This is a genomic window from Acinetobacter sp. A1-4-2 (assembly GCF_040233925.1).
Classification (GTDB): Bacteria; Pseudomonadota; Gammaproteobacteria; order Pseudomonadales; family Moraxellaceae; genus Acinetobacter.
In genome coordinates this window covers 486,260-500,918 of record NZ_CP157981.1, presented here as the reverse complement: position 1 = coordinate 500,918, position 14,659 = coordinate 486,260, and the positions used below count along the sequence as shown (strand labels likewise).

The following is a 14,659-nucleotide window of genomic DNA, read 5'->3' as shown; positions in this document are numbered from 1 at the left end:
TAATCTCCTTTATTTAATTAATTGATTGAACTGAATCTTTTAGCTTTTTCTCAAAACCCTGTAGAGAAATCTCACTAGAAATTTGTTGATCTAATTCATCCCTTTTCTTGTCAAAATAAAATTCTTCAATAATATCCACCCCTTCCTCAAAATTTATTTCAAAATGAACATTGGCAAATCCTTGCCTTGCTATTTGATCTAAAGCTTCCTGATTGAAACCCATCACTTTACTCTGCTGATCAATTTCCTGAGCAGTTTGAATCGCCTCTTGTAAATGAACGCCATCCTGTAAAGTTAAATCCACGTAATACACAGGAGTTCGATAGCTTTGCGTGGTGGACTTACCCCTAAGCGTGAGTTGTAATGGTAAACATGACAACAAACCATTGGATGCTGTGTGGTAGTAACTCAGCCGAGCTGCCAAGGTACGGATACTATTAAAACCTGTGGTTCTAAAGATGAATGTTCCTAGTTCATCAGACTCATCTAGATTCACATAAAGACGCCCATAAGGCTTACACAGTCCACCTTGTGCTAATGAACATAAACCTGGAGATGGACATGGATGATGTTCCACTCCTTGATTGGTCAGACGTTGACATGTTTCACCATTGCCTACACATACAGGCCTTCCCGTTTGTCGGTCAAATAAACTGTACTCCGCTCGAAGGTTGAGTTCAGGATCATTAAAGATCATACGAACTGGAATAGTCCGTAGTTTTTGATTGGGTGCTTTAGCTCGAAGTTGCTCATCGAGTGGATGTTTAACCCAGCCCTCTTTATTTTGGATTTGGGAGGTCAAGGTAAATTGGTCATCCTTTTCAGGGACACGTTTACCATTTTTATCGACCATTTTGCCAATGCTGATCCGTCCGAGTATTGGCGGTGTAATTGCTAAACCTTTAATCATGTAGATTTCCTCTTTTTCTATAAATTGTATAAGCATAAAAAAGCCCATACTCTGGGCATGGGCGGATATGTGCTTGTGTGATTGAATTGCTGGTTTGATGCTAATGTGGATAAAATTTGACTTATCCACCATTGGCATAAATCTGAAAACGCCGTGTCCCTGACTTGGCTTGAGGAAATTGATTGAGATATTCAGGATGTGATTTGAGTAAAGCTTTACTGTCTAAACAGATCGAGTCTTTCGATTTCTTCCATGTCACTGAACCTATTTTAAAGGTGGCACGTTCAGCCTCTTGCATCTTGGCTTGCAACTGATGTTTGAGTAGATCGAACTGCTCCTGATGCTTTTCAATTTGGTTACGGGTCTGAATGAGTTGTTCAAACTGTTGATTGGCCTGCTCATCTTCAGATAAGTCTGTGGTAGAGAGTGGTACATGTTCAGGATAGAGTAGCTGCAAGGCTTTGGCTGCTGATTCACTGGCATCGGCTTCAGGCGGGGTATTCTTTTCTACACATTCCCAGAAGTAACGCTCCGCATTGATGATGTGTTGAATCACTGAATCTGAACGCGTCACTTTAAAAATGCGTGTTTCATGTCCACAAATTAAGACACAGATATGGGCAGCTTGCTGGCCTGTCACGGCCAATTGATGCTGCACCTGACACAACACGTATAAAGGCACACCATCTCGCCACAGTTTGGCCCCATATTCCCCTGCGGTTTTGCATTCTAAGATCTGCACATCAGCATCCCCAACCACCGAATAATCCAAGTTGGCCAACATGAAATGCTTATCTGGATCAGGATGTTGTAATACGGCATTGACCCGACGCACTTTGTAATTGGTATGCATGCTGTAGTATTCAGCAACCAAAGGTTCAAGTCGTTTGCCCCAGTACAAGGGTGCATGGCCTTCACTTTCATCCTCAATACTTTGTTGAATACGTCCAGTCTTGATCATCCATAGTTCAAGCATCGACATATAGGGATTAAGGCCGCAGGCAGCTGCACAGTCACTACTACCAATGCCTTGACGACGGACTTCCAGCCATTCCGCCTGACTTAGGTTTTTAGTCTCCACAACACGTTTTGGATGGGTGAGTTTAGGGCGATGCGTATGGATATTTGTTCGAGTAGGATGAGGTTGAATCAATACTGAGTTCATATAGATGTCCTTTGATTATTAAATTTTAGGCATAAAAAAGCCACATCTGGAGATGTGGCAAAGAGGTATTTGAGTTCAAGGAGATTTACAGGATCATGTTGATCTGATGTGATTATCTTAAATTCCGAATCTGAATCTAAACTTAAACAATCAAGCGTAATGCTTGTTCAATCCCACGTTGTTTTAAGCCCGCTCCTGCACCGAACCATGCTGAATCTAAGCGATGATCCTGACTCATAGCTCGACGTTCATGATCGCAAAACTCCGTAATGGAACACAATAAGCCATAAGCGGTATCTTTGGCTGAACTGAGTTCTGCCCCACGGCCATGCCCATTAAACATGGTCATGACTTTAGACATGGCGCGTCCATTCGGTTCAGTCTTATTTTCAGCTTTAGTGGATTGGCTTCCTTGCGCTGCCACATTGCGATAAAACTGAATAATACTGTCATCCTGTTCTGTTGGACTGAGGTTGGTGTTATTAAACACCGCATCAAAATAAGCCGCAGCTTCAGTCTGTGTAACTTTACGCTGACTGAGCTGTTTCATTTCATACATGTGTTCGTTCCATGCCCGCACTGAAATCCCCAATTGCTGTTTGATCTTCTGCGCATCAAACTTGGTACTGTGTGGCACTTTGACTACGCCTGCACTTGCGTTCTGACCTTTTAAGGCAATAGCTAAAGTGTTGTTACACACTACGCGAATACTGGTGAATTGTGCTGTAGTTGCCAGTGTACCGTCACACGCCGTAGCCAAGAGAATGTAACCATTGCTGACATCTTTGCCTTTTAAAGCAGAAGTCTGTCCAGTTTTGGCTAAAGCCCAGAATTTCTTACCACCTTTGAGTACACCTGCAGTTTCCAGTTCAAAGCCTGATTGCTCCGTCAAGTCTCGATAAAATTCTAGAATCTCTCGAGGCTGAACTTCCTGATAACGCTGACTGACCACCGATAAAGGCGCATGTGTGTCAGAACGGTATAAAACCCGCTGTTCATCATGCGGGAGGATCAAGCTTTGTCCTTTATGGTTTTCCGCCATATAACTCACATTCGAGCTTTCGATCTGCCAATCCATGCCTGCTTGCTTGGCCCAGACTTCGATCGGTTGGTTCGGTGTGAGCTGATTGCCCAAACCATGCCAAGGGGTTTGACCGACATAAGCCATGTTTTCAATTTGATGTGCCATTGCGAATATTCCTAAAATAAAAATGTAAAGATGTCGTATAAAGTTTTAAAGAATGAAGAATGCGTGCATGTAAATGTAGATAGGGAGGTAACTATTGCTTCATCCATGCAAACTGTTGTTGGCAATCCAAGCAGACATACTGCTCGGCATTGCTGTAATACTTTTCAAAGTAGTACTGGCTAACGACCACCAGTACGCCTCCGACCACCACCCCGACGGCTGCACCGAAGAGTGGTGAAAAGCCTGACTTGCGAGCGACCTGCATGCCAAACATCGCCATCTGTGTTGGTGAGATGCAACGTTCTAATTGTTCGAAATAGTTGGCGTGGGCATTGCCTGAATCGGTCTGTCTGACATGGGTAGACTGACAGTAGGGACATTGAATAAAGGACATTGATATTCCTTGTTAAATGAATTCAGTGCGAAGAGCTAAATTGAGGGCATAAAAAAACCGTACCCATTGAGGACACGGTTTGATTTAGTTTTTGCTTTATCGTTGAGAGTCGAAGGTCGTTATTGAAAGCTATAGCTTGCAGTACCCTTCTCCGTTTCAACATCAACACGCACTACGTTATCATAGCCACAGCCTGTTAATTTTAGTCTTAAACGCAGACCCATTTTAAAATGCTGTGGATATTCCAACGATCTGCGATAGCCTTCATAACTGCATTCACCGTTGTTGATCAGCACATTGGTGACATCAATCGGATCTGCACTGTTAGAACGGATCGTCAACACTGTAGCGGACTGATTTTGCGCATACCAGTTACTGGTATCTTTGACATCGAGTTCTACCGTAAATGTATTTGGATCAAGGCCAGAATTACAGCCACCCAGCAACATTCCTGTGGTTGCAGTCACTGCGAGTAGGATGGGTTTAAAAAATTGCTTCATACATTTCATCCTCAGCAGTAGTTATAGCTCACGCCATAATTGCCCGTGTTTAAATCAATACTGACCAGATGGATTTCACAGTCTGTGCCATTATCAAATTTATAAACGTAGTAACGATTACCCGCCTGCTCCGATTCCAGTGCACCATGTTCCTGCAAGCTGAAGTCTTTCACTGATTTGCCTGTATCTTTTGCGGCTTTAGCGAAGACATAGCGTTGATACTTGTCTATGTTGTCCTGCTCAAACTGAGGTAATTCGTCGTAAGGCAGCATCGAGAGCAAGGTATCGACAGACTTTAGGTTTTTATCAAATTCAAAACTCAGCAATTCAGGTTCATGAGCTGATGGACTCAGACTCTTGCTTCCGGTGGTCAATTCTTTGACATCGATTCCATCCACTTCTGCCGCTGCAATCTCGGTTGAGGCTGGTTCTGAACTGGCGGATTCCAAAGGCTGTGTAGAGCTAGCCTCAGAAGTGCTGGCTTGAACAGTTTTTTCAGTTGCATGTTTGGGGCTAAAGAAATAGAAGCCTGCGATGCTGATCAAGGTCAGGGCTAAGATTGCCGCCAAGCCCAATATGGTTTTTTGGTTCATCTCAAATGCTCCACGTCTTTAGTTGGGTACAGTGACTTGACCATTCTGAGCATTAAAGTGAACGAAGCGCGGACAACCACCCTGAAAGTTCACCGTGAAATTACGCCAACCACGGTTGCTAGGATTGGTTTTATACATGCACTGATAGACCCCGCCACCCAAATTACGGGCTTTAACAAAGTAGGCTTCACTGGCTTGCGCAAACCAGCCTGCCTTCGCCAATGATGCGCCTGTAAGCAGTGATGAAATAAGGGCATTTTTTAAGAAGGTTTTAAACATAATCATTTTCTCTTTTTATAGGCATCACTCGTCTTGGTCTTAATCAGACGCAGTGCTCCCCATGTCATGAATGTTGGAATGAATATCTATGTTTTTTTGAAGTGTTATAGACGATAAAACACACGGATCTATGACCATCAAAACAGCATGAGAGATTTATCTTCATATTGGTAATATGTACTTGAAAAAGTTTTATTCTTAGAAAGTTATCGACACAACTATGCATTGACTGCACAGCATCAGGTCTAATCACCCAACGGCACAAACATGAAAAAAGAGAAATGTAAAAGACGGTATTGATGTAAGCGCATGGCGTACTCCTTTGTTTTAAAAGAATCCTGCCAAATCACTGCTAATATGATGGTGGCAGAACGAAGGAGGGTTAGCAGACTGGTAACAAAGAAACCAGCACGCGCAAGCGCGTCCCCCCTCCGCCCTACCGCAAAGAAAGGGGGACGAACGGGTCCACAACATGCAAAATAAGATTTCACATATTGTCTTTGTTAATGGGTCTGCTAAAACCCGCTGACGATGTAGGTCAGCAGGCTAAGGATAATCTGCACGATGTAGAGCGTCAAGCAATGAGCTAATACGAAAAAATTTAATGCTATATTGCATAATTTGTAGTATTGAAACCTTAACCCTTTTTCTGCATATTAATCCAACTGAAATTTTTTAATTAAGGGGGATTAAACATGAGACAGGATCTAAATCTTGAACAGCAAGAAGAAGATTATCAAGAAGCTCGCGAAAATGAGATTCGGAAAATTGCGGAATCTAGAAATATTTCTATAGAAGAAGCCACTCAAATTTGGGAAGATCTTCATAGCTCTATGAACCAATAAAAATCATTAAAATTCTAGCACTTTACTCATGTAGTAAGGTGTTAGATTCTAATATAAAATAGCTACCTAAAACAAAAGCCTATAATGAAAATCTTTTTTGTATTCCACTTTTGAATAAAAAACCCTCAGGATTATTAGATCTCATTCATTCGAATTACTGATACATTGGATATATTAAGCATTTTTAAAATATCCATGTGGCGTTGTTCGTCTTGAGGAGCATAAAATGTTGCAACCCATTTAATATCAGGCTTGACTGATTGTTTTAATTTACGGAAATATGGCAAATCAACATCAGCAAGTGAGTGACCAAGAATGTAGATTTCATTAACATTATGGATACTTGAAAAGAATTCCTTATTATTCTCAATGATTTCTTCTGTACCTTTAAATGTTGCTGAAAAATAGCGATTGATTGCATGTTTACCACGTTCAAAAGAATAGTCATATTGAGTAGACTGATATTCCGCCCATTGTTCATACTCTTCATCATTTAACTCTTTAGGTGGTTCGACAGGTTTTTCTTTGAAATTATCAGGATCAACACCATGACCAAGAATAAGTTCTTGACCATCATTTTCAGCCTTTCCATGTATGAACAAAATATTGTTATCTGGAATCCCATAGTAATAAGTAAGAGTATCCGTATAATTAAAAGTGAGATACATGGCATTTCTATCTAAATTTACGGCATTTCTCAGATTAAATTCAGGAAATTCAACAGCTAGTATAAATTCTTTAAAAGCCTTATAGAGATCTGTTGTTAAATACCCCAAAATTCGCTCCATCTCAATTTCAAGCGTATACCGATCTCTATCTCTAAAATCATCTGATGCATAATTGGGCATTGCATCCATATTTGCTTCCAAAACAGACTCTGTACTCAAACCAGACATGTTGCTCTCAAACTCTGACCATAATGGATCTAACATAGAGGCAGGAAAATCAGGATCTAAATCAGTAAAACCAAAGTGCTCTAACAAAAGATTGTACACATCACTGTAATTTTTTTTGAGATACAAACCAAACGATGTATATTTTGTATCAAGCCCATGATGAACATCAAATCCATTACCTATTACATATAATTTCATTTTACTCCCCATTAACATCTAGTTCTTTGAAATAAAGAATTTCTGCATCATTATCAGTTAGCTCAAAATAAGATTCTTCGAAGTTAAGCTCGCCAATATCAGCTTTTGCCTTTAATCCATCGTCATAGGTAAGCATTAAATGGGCTGTATAGGTTTCTTTATGCTTAATTATGGATTCATTGTTAAGTACAAATAAATATTGTTTATCTTCAGGATCCCAAGGCGAGCGATCATAATCAGAGAATTGGTAATTTGCTATAACAGTCACATCAAATTCAACTGAATATTCAGCCCACTCCGCGTCAACATTTTGCAATGTTTTCTTCTTAATAGTTACTGAATCAATATCAATAGATCTTATAACATCATCAAAAGGCTCAGTATTTTCATAATTAAACTCACCATCCACTAAAGCTTGTAAAGCAAGGGCTTTTATTTTTTCTTGCAAGAGCTCAAATACTTCATCAGCAAACTTGGTTGGTTCTTCGTATGCTTTATCACTGCGAACTATCAAATCAATCAAATCATCTACAGATTCTAGATGTATGAAGCTGTTCTCATTAGCGCAGAATGACTTCATGTCACCATCAGAGCTAACAATATAAACTGCATGCCCTCTTCCCAAGCTAATCTGTCTTACTGCTTCTAATGCAAATGCATCAGGGAATTCATGTTTTTTAGATTCTTTATCGAATGGTGGAAGGTTATGAAAATAAGCATTGAATACCACATTTGGGTCAACAGAACTTACACTTATGATTTCTACACATCGCCCCGCCAAAAACTCTAAAAACTTTTTATGCACTAGATCATAAATTTCATCACTGCTCACTTTAGTAAATATGCCATAACAATCTAGTTCAGATGTATTCCTAAGAAACATAGCATCTTTCGTTATATGCTTAATTTTTGAGGCCGCCTCGACTGACTTCTTCTTTAAATGTGATTCAATTTCACTTTTCGTGACATCAGTGACTAAAAGGTGAATTTTTTCCTGTTCAATAAGCTCTTGAAGGCGCCCTAGAATATGTTGACCGAACTGATAATTCTTATTCTCATATGCAGATGTATCAATGAAAACCAACCTAGTTTCTAACTCCATACCCCCTCCTGTAAAAGTCTAAATTACGATTACTATCTTAAAAATACCAATTGATAATACGCTGATTATTATTGTATTTACTTCAACTTGTTTTTAATAATTTCTTAAAGGATATTCGCTAATCAAATTACTAGGTCTATCTTTTTAAAACAGTGATTTATAAAATAAAATAACCAACTATGTACAACCTTAGAAGCCCAATTATGCCACTTACTCCCAAGAAAAAGAAAGCTGAATCAATAATGGGCGAATACAAAACTTCAAATCATTTAGAACCATCTAAAAAAGACATCAACAGTCAAAAAAAGTTCTTACGAGAATTAATTGGTTATATAAATTCACATGAAGAAATAGTTCCTAATGCCAAAACGTTAAGCCAAGCGCTTTCAATAGACTACAAGAAATACGAAAAAATAAAATGTGTACAAACGTGGGCTGAAACAACTAATATAACTGGCTTCCAATATTCCTATTATTCAGTTTTAGGAAAAACTCTCCCAGAGTTCTTAAATAAATCTATTCAAGAATGCAGTTTTTTTGATGTTAAATTAATGAGAACTGGTGAAATTAAAACTAAAGATAAAATTATTAACCTTTTCACAGCTATAGTAATTATTTTAGCCACAATCATCGAATCAATCTTAAAGTCAAAACCTAGCGATTCCTTAACTTTAGATGAAGGATTTCTACAGATTCAAAAGATTATCGACACATATGAAAACGATAATCAACAGAAATACTATAAGCCTATTGCAGAGCTCTTAGTCGCTATAAAATTGTATGATCAACTTGATATTGTTGACAAAAATATTAGAGAGCCTAATTTTTTTGAAAAGAATCCAGATTATCCCTACTCTATCCAAGATGCTCAAAAATACCGTGATGAATTATATAAGGAAGTAGTAGAAAACTTAGAAGAAGCCATAAATCAGTGCATCTCTATTGGTCTTTTTAAACAATACCAAAGATCTCCGAACTCAAATAAAAAAATAGAGAACTTACCCGTTATATGTGAAGGGCATACTTTATTAAACAATACAAAGTTACTAAAAAAATTAAATGGTTCAGCATTAAATACTGAGGGAAATTTAAAAAAGAAATACAATTTTGAAGCTATTGATCACAAAATTTTGGAACTTCTCAAGCAAGACAAATTCAGTAAGAAATTTAAAAACAAGAATACTGCTGCTGAGAAAATAGCAGATGAAATTGCAAGGGACATAGAAGTTTTCATGGAAAATGACCGTGCCAAAAATAATCACAATCAACACATCAAGCTAGAGAACTTACCAGCCAGAATACTTAAACTCATCAACAAAAATCTTGAGCTTCAAGAGCACTTAATCAATAAGTGACTGATTTTAATATTTAATCATTTTTTTAAAATCACTTGGACGGCTCATAATTAATTTTTCAATCAAGTGTAAATTTATTGTCATTAGATGGCGCCCTTTCTGCTTCAAGGTAGCCATTTAATTTAATGGGCTTTTTCCCATAACTAATCCAACATTTAGGACAGTAAGTATGTACACCGTAATATTTAAAAAACCTTCGGATTCATCACAAGGTCAAAGTATAAAACCTCGGTCAGACCGAGCCTCTGAATTAAGGATAATATTACTATTAAGTATATATTATCCCAATAGGTTTTCCACTTACCATCTAGGTAGTTTGTATATACCTATTCCAATAGTGTTATACAAAACACTACTGACTATTAATCAGTATAAATTTAACCGCTATAAAGGTAAGGGGTATACTCATGCCTCTTAAATCTTACAAACCCCAGACACCTGTGATTGTTTATCCTCTCATTAGTGATGATACATTTGAACTTATGCCTTCATCAGAGATTGAACAAGCCATTTTATATCGGGACCATCGATTGAAATGTATGCTCAATATAGTGTCATTCGTCAGGGAATGTTTAAACGCAAAGCGAATTTGCAGCCAAAGTTGAACGCGATGATTTCAACGTATTTAAGGGCTTCTTTTACTACGCTCAGTGGATAAGACCATTTGTGCCTGTCTTTGATGATATTACAGGCATTGATCTTAATTACCTGAAAGACTTTATAGTCTGTGAAGAAATATTATGTTTCTTCAAAGCAAAAGAACTTTTGAATACCGAATTAGATCTGATTGGGTTATTTGAACAACCAAACTCCCAGCCTCTTGCACATATACAGCCAAGAGCAGATTTATTAAATCAATTCGTTCAACTGATTCGTGAGCAAATGGGTAGCACTATAGTAAAAAATGTTATCCGAAAACGTGAGAAAAAGGCTAAAAAAAACTTAAAGTCTTGTCGTAAAGCGATAAACCAATGCTTTGCCAAATTCAGCAAACTTTTGGTTATACGTGTTGATTTTGCCTTTAAGCCACCTTTAGAGAACTTAACCCCTTATTGCCCAAATGAACTACAACATTCCTTTCATTCTGAAGATGCCCTGCAATTATTAAAAGAACGGATTGCACGGTTACTGAAAAATAGAAGGCATAACAAAATATTGAACCAAATCAAGGGTTATATTTTGAAGTTTGAACATGGGTTGAAAAAGGGCTTTCACGTCCATGCTCTGTTTTTTATGGATGGCAATTTACATCAAAATGATGGGTATTTTGCACATGAAATTACCAAGTACTGGAAGAAGCTTACGAACGATCAAGGCTGTACCTATAACTGCCATATGGCAAAACACAAATACAAAACTCTATGCATAGGAATGATTGGCTACACAGATATCGCAAAACGTAAAGCGTTAGATGACTGTGTTCAATATTTCTGTAAAAAGGAACAGTACTTCATGTTTAACAAACTGAAAAACGTTAAAACAATTCAGACCAGCCAACAACCTCAACGAGGCTCTAATGCTGGTCGTCCAAGAAAAGTAGTTAAAACAGTTAACGCAACTTTGCTGAATAGCAGTGATAAAGGGGTATTCTAATGCTGACTAAGAAAAATCTTTCAGTAGCTCATACTGCATATTTTTGTAGCACTGGTGCGCGATTAGCTCTACCACATCCAAGTCCATCTGATATTTATCAAGCAGCATCAATTATTGGAAATGCATCTATTAAAAGTTTTGAAAAGGCAGCTAAAGGCACAAATGTAGCTCTGATGCAAGCAACGCAAACTATCCCTTGGTTAAATAATACACCTTGGTTTAATGGCAATATGTCAAATATTAGCTTGAATCCATTTAATCTAAACTTAGGGAAGCTAGCTTATGAGCACGGCATAATTCAGCAAAATCAAACTCCTGTGATTAATCCATTTGATGCATTTAATTTATCTATGCATTTCCAATATCTTACACAAACTATCGACTTTGAAGATAGCCTTAAAGAATGGTCTAAGCCTTTTGAATCTTCAAAGAAAAAAGTGGATACATTATTTCAAAGCATTGAAAGAAACTCTGCTGGTTTTGAAATTCAAGGGTTCAGTATTAATTATGATGCAGATCAACATAATACAATACATTTTAATAGCTTTAAGGAAGCTAATGGGGATGAACTAAAAGCACAGTTGAATCAGATCGAGCCTGATAAATGTTTAGCCATTTTGTTAAAGAAAGAACCTTGTTTAAATAAACGTATGAATCTGCGCTATATCGTGATCTTGCAGAAAGACTACATTGATGAACCATCAGGTTTTACAGACCCAAGCTTCTTTCAGAGTATTAAAAATACTGTTGAGTCGAATAGTTGCTATTACTTTAACTATGATTCTGGATGCCTAAATGGGTTTCTTGCTAACAACCGTTTTAGTAAGAAAATCCCAAATTACAGAGAACGGATCAGATGTCTAAAAAGCTATCTTATAGGTACAGATGCATTGTATAGAGTAGATGGATTACAAACTTCTCTTGAGATTTTGTACTCAAAATTTGTCAAATAGGGTTGAAAATTTAATAATGGGAATGTTTCAGCTTACCACTGCTGACTACCTCTTTATGAAATATCGCTCTATGACCGTTGAACTGATGACAATAGTTTCCGACTATTACCCTCATCTTAGTAAAGCTGAAGCACTGAGAAAGGCGAATAATCAAGAATTCCCTTTCTCAGTGTTTAAAATAGATCAAAGTAAACGTGCACCTTTTTTGGTGCACATTAAAGATCTGGCAGATATTTTAGACAGTAAGTATTCAGAAGCTTCTAAAGATTATGCTACGTTTCGTCGATGAGGCGTAGTACCTCCTCTAACTGCATAACATCCCTTCTCGCCTTCACTGACACATAACGCTGTAAACTGCTCCAAGAGTCATGCAAGCTTATCTTCTGAATCTCAGGAATAGTAAAACTCTGTTCTGCTAAACGTGTACAACCTTCGTGTCTCAAATCATGAAAGCGTAGATCATCAATACCCAACATTTTACAAGCTTCTCTAAACTCTTTACCTAAGCTTTTAGGATTCAATGGCAGCAGTAAGTTTTCATCATGCCCAAGCTTCAACATCCGTTCACGAACTTCTGACTGCTTTAATCTCTTAACCATTTCCTTAGAAGGATCAAGAACATCAAATGATTTATGATTTCCCTTAGAGCCATTTGGATTCTTTAGATCATGCACTTTCCATGTTGAGTGATGTGAATCGTAATCCCGAAGATATAAACGAGTTAATTCAGCTTCTCGTCTGCATGAAAAAATAGCAAACCACATAATCAAATGCATTGGATACTTAGAGCCGTAACGGTTTAGCTTCCATCGCTCTGTAAAATACTTCGTCAATGCAATCAACTCATCCGTTGAAGGAAGTCGGTCTCTTTTTTGACTAGAGGATATTTGACGTGTTTTTCTTAACTGAGCCGTAGCCTTATCAAAACCATTTAAATCAATATTCATTTCCCACATAACAGCAGCATGAGAAAGCACACCACGGATATGTAAAAGCTCATGTTGCTGAGTACTAGTCGCGATTGGCTCAAGTTCCAGATGAGGGACTCCTCCCTTCCTTAAAGCAACATGCTCGGCCAAATGTACTGATTTTATTTTTGTGATAATATTGCGCGCAATTGGTAGCTTCTTAATTAAGAGCAGAGAATAGCGTTTCGTCCTTCCGTACTCGCTCCCGACTTCATCCAAATATTTATCTATGGCATCTGATAAGGTCAGATCAATCAGCTTTTCTTTGCCAAGCAAAATATCAGGATTTTCTTGAATTTCGACTTCTCGTTTCTTAACCCAGTTTTCAGCCAACTTCTTTGAGTGAAATGTTTTACTTTCAGAGAAAGTAGGAAAGCCCTTTCGATTGATTCGAATCGCAGCACGATAGTTAACTTTACCATCTGCACCTTTCCTCGCTGTAATTGACCCCATAATTTACACCACAACCTGTTTTTTTGATTATGGTGTAAAATTTGGTGTAAATGCAAACCGATTAACCCACCTAAATATAGGTTCAAACAGATTCGCTCAGGTTGCGAAACACAGATTAAAGGTATGATTTTTAATGACTATTAACAAAAACATTGAAAACACTCAATCTCCGCGAATCAGTGTTGCACCGATGATGGATTGGACCACACGTGACTATCGTTTTTTTGCCCGCCTGTTTAATCCGAATATCATTCTGTACACCGAAATGGTGACGACTGGTGCAATTCTATTTGGTGGTGCAGAACGTCATTTGGACTACAACCACGAAGAACACCCGATTGTGCTACAGCTTGGCGGTTCAAATCCAAAAGACTTGGCAACCTGTACTAAAATGGCGCAAGACTGGGGTTATGATGAGGTCAACCTAAATGTCGGCTGCCCGAGCGACCGCGTACAAAACAATAAAATTGGCGCATGTTTAATGGCAGAACCTGACCTGGTTGCTGAATGTATTGCTGAAATGCGCAATGCCGTGGATATTCCTGTCACTGTCAAACACCGTATTGGTATTGACGACATGCAGTCTTATGAAGAAATGCTGCATTTTGTCGATACCGTAGCTAAAACCGGTTGTGACAATTTCATCGTACATGCCCGGATTGCCTTGCTTAAGGGCTTATCGCCGAAAGAAAACCGTGATGTTCCACCTTTACGTTATGAAGATGTGCACCGTTTAAAACAAGACCGTCCAAACCTGCTGATTGAGATTAATGGTGGGGTCAAAACCTTGGCCGAAACCCAAGCGCATTTAAAACATGTCGATGGGGTGATGATTGGTCGTGAGGCTTATCACAATCCATATTTATTGGCTGAACTGGGACAATTATGGAACCTGGAAGCGCCTGACCGTTTTGATATTATGGCGCAAATGATGCCGTATATTGCTAAACGCATGCAGGAAGGTGCTCCACTTTCGATTATCACCCGTCATATTCTCGGGTTGTTCCAGAACTTGCCGGGTGCACGTAAATGGCGTCAGGCTTTAAGTGGCGGCAATGCCAAAACCCTAAAAGATGTAGAAACAGCCTTGATTAATATTCAGGAAGCCATGCAACGTACTGAAGAGTATGTCAGAGAAAATCAGGCACATCTAGCATCAAGTTGATTGCAACTATCCTCATAAAAAGTAATGCCAGCCTATTGCTGAATGGGCTGGCATTTTTTATTTAAATTATGCATAAGGCTTGCTGAAGCAAGATTTACACA

The 14,659-nt window shown here is 38.4% G+C and carries 16 protein-coding genes; 6 read left to right on the top strand and 10 right to left on the bottom strand.

Annotation, left to right across the window (positions count from 1 at the left end):
- Positions 1 to 13 precede the first annotated feature (13 nt).
- From ABJ384_RS02470 to ABJ384_RS02440, 7 genes are all read right to left on the bottom strand, one after another.
- Positions 14 to 910: a hydrolase or metal-binding protein gene (locus ABJ384_RS02470; RefSeq protein WP_349928688.1), complete on the bottom strand. Its 897-nt coding sequence runs from the start codon at positions 908 to 910 to the stop codon at positions 14 to 16.
- A gap of 121 nt (positions 911 to 1,031) precedes the next feature.
- Complete coding sequence (locus ABJ384_RS02465) at positions 1,032 to 2,075, bottom strand: lambda-exonuclease family protein (RefSeq protein ID WP_349928686.1); 1,044 nt, start codon at positions 2,073 to 2,075, stop codon at positions 1,032 to 1,034.
- A gap of 142 nt (positions 2,076 to 2,217) precedes the next feature.
- The gene (locus tag ABJ384_RS02460) at positions 2,218 to 3,264 is read right to left on the bottom strand and encodes a DUF932 domain-containing protein (RefSeq protein WP_349928684.1); all 1,047 of its coding nucleotides are present in this window, start codon (positions 3,262 to 3,264) and stop codon (positions 2,218 to 2,220) included.
- 91 nt (positions 3,265 to 3,355) lie between these two features.
- A complete protein-coding gene (locus tag ABJ384_RS02455; protein ID WP_349928682.1) occupies positions 3,356 to 3,658 on the bottom strand; it encodes a hypothetical protein in 303 nt (100 codons plus the stop codon).
- A gap of 119 nt (positions 3,659 to 3,777) precedes the next feature.
- Complete coding sequence (locus ABJ384_RS02450) at positions 3,778 to 4,158, bottom strand: hypothetical protein (protein ID WP_005032681.1); 381 nt, start codon at positions 4,156 to 4,158, stop codon at positions 3,778 to 3,780.
- Positions 4,159 to 4,169: 11 nt separating this feature from the next.
- Positions 4,170 to 4,751 (bottom strand): hypothetical protein, encoded by a 582-nt coding sequence (locus tag ABJ384_RS02445; RefSeq protein WP_349928680.1) that lies wholly within the window; start codon positions 4,749 to 4,751, stop codon positions 4,170 to 4,172.
- Positions 4,752 to 4,769: 18 nt separating this feature from the next.
- A complete protein-coding gene (locus tag ABJ384_RS02440; protein ID WP_349928678.1) occupies positions 4,770 to 5,030 on the bottom strand; it encodes a hypothetical protein in 261 nt (86 codons plus the stop codon).
- 695 nt (positions 5,031 to 5,725) lie between these two features.
- On the opposite strand from ABJ384_RS02440, the gene ABJ384_RS02435 reads away from it, so the two are divergent.
- Positions 5,726 to 5,875: a hypothetical protein gene (locus tag ABJ384_RS02435; RefSeq protein ID WP_349928676.1), complete on the top strand. Its 150-nt coding sequence runs from the start codon at positions 5,726 to 5,728 to the stop codon at positions 5,873 to 5,875.
- A 134-nt stretch (positions 5,876 to 6,009) separates the two neighbouring features.
- On the opposite strand, the gene ABJ384_RS02430 is transcribed toward ABJ384_RS02435, so the two are convergent.
- Both ABJ384_RS02430 and ABJ384_RS02425 read right to left on the bottom strand, forming a co-directional pair.
- A complete protein-coding gene (locus ABJ384_RS02430) occupies positions 6,010 to 6,969 on the bottom strand; it encodes a bacteriophage abortive infection AbiH family protein (RefSeq protein WP_349928674.1) in 960 nt (319 codons plus the stop codon).
- Between the two features lies 1 nt (position 6,970).
- Entirely contained in the window at positions 6,971 to 8,071 is a 1,101-nt protein-coding gene (locus ABJ384_RS02425) for a PIN domain-containing protein (protein ID WP_349928672.1), read from the bottom strand.
- 203 nt (positions 8,072 to 8,274) lie between these two features.
- On the opposite strand from ABJ384_RS02425, the gene ABJ384_RS02420 reads away from it, so the two are divergent.
- From ABJ384_RS02420 to ABJ384_RS02405, 4 genes are all read left to right on the top strand, one after another.
- Positions 8,275 to 9,426, top strand: a complete 1,152-nt coding sequence (locus ABJ384_RS02420) for a hypothetical protein (protein WP_349928670.1) — start codon at positions 8,275 to 8,277, stop codon at positions 9,424 to 9,426.
- Positions 9,427 to 10,092: 666 nt separating this feature from the next.
- The gene (locus ABJ384_RS02415) at positions 10,093 to 11,019 is read left to right on the top strand and encodes an inovirus-type Gp2 protein (protein WP_349928668.1); all 927 of its coding nucleotides are present in this window, start codon (positions 10,093 to 10,095) and stop codon (positions 11,017 to 11,019) included.
- Positions 11,019 to 11,972, top strand: coding sequence for a hypothetical protein (locus tag ABJ384_RS02410; protein ID WP_349928667.1), 954 nt, complete (start codon positions 11,019 to 11,021; stop codon positions 11,970 to 11,972). Before ABJ384_RS02415 ends, ABJ384_RS02410 begins: the two co-directional genes overlap by 1 nt.
- A 16-nt stretch (positions 11,973 to 11,988) precedes the next feature.
- The gene (locus ABJ384_RS02405; RefSeq protein WP_349928665.1) at positions 11,989 to 12,261 is read left to right on the top strand and encodes a pyocin activator PrtN family protein; all 273 of its coding nucleotides are present in this window, start codon (positions 11,989 to 11,991) and stop codon (positions 12,259 to 12,261) included.
- Here the strand turns inward: ABJ384_RS02405 and ABJ384_RS02400 are convergent.
- The gene (locus ABJ384_RS02400; RefSeq protein WP_349928663.1) at positions 12,245 to 13,393 is read right to left on the bottom strand and encodes a tyrosine-type recombinase/integrase; all 1,149 of its coding nucleotides are present in this window, start codon (positions 13,391 to 13,393) and stop codon (positions 12,245 to 12,247) included. The two genes, ABJ384_RS02405 and ABJ384_RS02400, sit on opposite strands and share 17 nt — an antisense overlap.
- A gap of 151 nt (positions 13,394 to 13,544) precedes the next feature.
- On the opposite strand from ABJ384_RS02400, the gene dusA reads away from it, so the two are divergent.
- The gene (gene dusA / locus ABJ384_RS02395; RefSeq protein WP_349929694.1) at positions 13,545 to 14,558 is read left to right on the top strand and encodes a tRNA dihydrouridine(20/20a) synthase DusA; all 1,014 of its coding nucleotides are present in this window, start codon (positions 13,545 to 13,547) and stop codon (positions 14,556 to 14,558) included.
- Positions 14,559 to 14,659: the final 101 nt, after the last annotated feature.